Origin of the sequence: Nocardia sp. No.11, assembly GCF_038752175.1 — a bacterium.
GTDB lineage: Bacteria > Actinomycetota > Actinomycetes > Mycobacteriales > Mycobacteriaceae > Nocardia > Nocardia canadensis.
In genome coordinates this window covers 1-1,892 of record NZ_JBCGFB010000250.1, presented here as the reverse complement: position 1 = coordinate 1,892, position 1,892 = coordinate 1, and the positions used below count along the sequence as shown (strand labels likewise).

The following is a 1,892-nucleotide window of genomic DNA, read 5'->3' as shown; positions in this document are numbered from 1 at the left end:
GTCGCCCGCGGTGCGGTGGTCCCGGGAGCACCGCCGGTGCCGGCCGGCGCTGCCGAGCTCGGCGCCGCGCCGGTCGTCTCCGACGAGTCCGCCGACGACATCAGCCGCCAGCCGATCGCGCCGCCGATGGCGAGCACCACCACGGCGAGCACGCCGACGAGGATCGGCAGCAGCAGGGAGCGCCGGGGGCGCGAATCGCGCTGCTGCCAGGCCGGATCCGGCGCGTAGCCCGGGTCGGGGCCGTACGGATCGGCCGGGTCGCGGTAGGCGTGGTCGCCATAGGCGTCGTGCGGATCGTCGTACTGGGAGTAGGCGTCCGGCGCGGCCCCGGCATAGTGCTGGGTCGCGGCCGCGCGCGCCGGATCGTCGGGCGCCTGGTGCGCGGGGAACGGTGCCGCGCCACCCCGATATTGCCGGGTCGCCTGTGCGCGTTGCGGATCCGGCTCGTTCGCCGCACCGAATCCTTCGCCACCGCCCTGGTAGTGCTGGGTCGGCGCGGACCGCTGCGCGTCGATATCCGCGGGGTCGAACTGCTCGGTCGCGGGGAACCGGGCGTCGGGGGCGCCGCCGAAGTGCTGGGTCGCGGCGGATCGCTGCGGATCGTACTGCTCGGTGGCCGGGCCGAACCGGTCATCGGGGGCGCCACCGAAGTGCTGCGTCGCGGCCGACCGCAGCGGGTCGTACTGCTCGGTGGCCGGGCCGAAGTGATCGTCCGGGCCCGACGGGGCGGCAAGGGGTCGCAGCGGATCGTACTGCTCGGTGGCGGGACCGAACCGGTCGTCCGGAGCGCCGCCGAAGTGCTGCGTCGGCGCCGACCGCTGCGGGTCGGCGGGCTCGATCGGCGGACCGAACCGGTCGTTCGGAGCACCACCGAAGGGCTGGTTCGCCGGGTCGTACTGCTCGGTCGGCGGGCCGAAACGGTCCGGGGCGCCGCCGAACTGTTCGGTCGGGGCAGCGAAGCGGGCGGGCGGATCGGTGTCGTCGGCCGGACCACCGAACCGGGCGTCCGGGCCGAACTGATCGCCGTCGAACTTCTGCGTCGGCGCGGACCGAGGTGCCGAAGTGGGTCGCCTGTCGTCGAAAGGTCCTGCCGGAGTATCGAATCGAGCGTCCGGGCCGACGAAACCGGCGGGCGCGCGGCCGGGACCGGGCAGGGCGGGACCACCCGGTCGGGCACCGGGATTCGCGTGGCTGTCGTCGACAAGGTCTGCCGACGGGCCGAATCGATCGTCCGGGGCCGGGGCGAACCGGGGGTTCGGGTTCGACGGGCCGTGGTGTTCCGTCGCGGGGGCATCGCCGACGAACCGCTGGGTCGGGGCGGCGCGTTGCGGGACCGGCCCCGAGGGCGCGTCGAGACGCGGCGGCGGAGCCGGGCGGTCGGCGTCGGGCGGGACGAAACCGGTGGGTGGGGGGAACGGCGGGGCAGGCACCGGGCCGGAGGTACCGCCGGGCTGGGCATCGCCGTAGAGATGCGCGTCCGGGAACGGGCGCATCTTGGGCAGGCCCTGGTCCGGGGTGTAGGCGGGTGGGGGCTCGGGAGCGGCGGGCTCGTCCGCCGTCGGGAGCGGGGTGAAATGGGTGTCGGCCGGGCGGATCTCGGCGGGGCCGGTCGGCTGGATCACCGCGGGGATGGAGATCTCGCCGGAGCCCTCGACCGGGACGCGATGGAACCCGGTGGTCTCGGGCTGCCCCGGCGCGGCCGCGGGCGGGCGGATGATCAGTGTCGGCTGCGCGCCGGTCGCGCTGGTCTGGCTGCGCGAAGTCTCGATGCCACCGGTCGCGGTCACCGCACCGACGACACGGAACTCACCGGTCGGCGTCGGTACGGGCTCCTGGGCGTGCTCCCCCGGTGCACCCGGGACCGCGCGTCCACCGGTCGTCGCACCGGCGGG

The 1,892-nt window shown here is 75.6% G+C and carries 1 pseudogene; it reads right to left on the bottom strand.

The window, feature by feature from the left end:
* Positions 1–1,787 (bottom strand): annotated as a pseudogene (locus tag V8688_RS31835) (hypothetical protein); the annotation flags it as partial.
* Positions 1,788–1,892 lie beyond the last annotated feature (105 nt).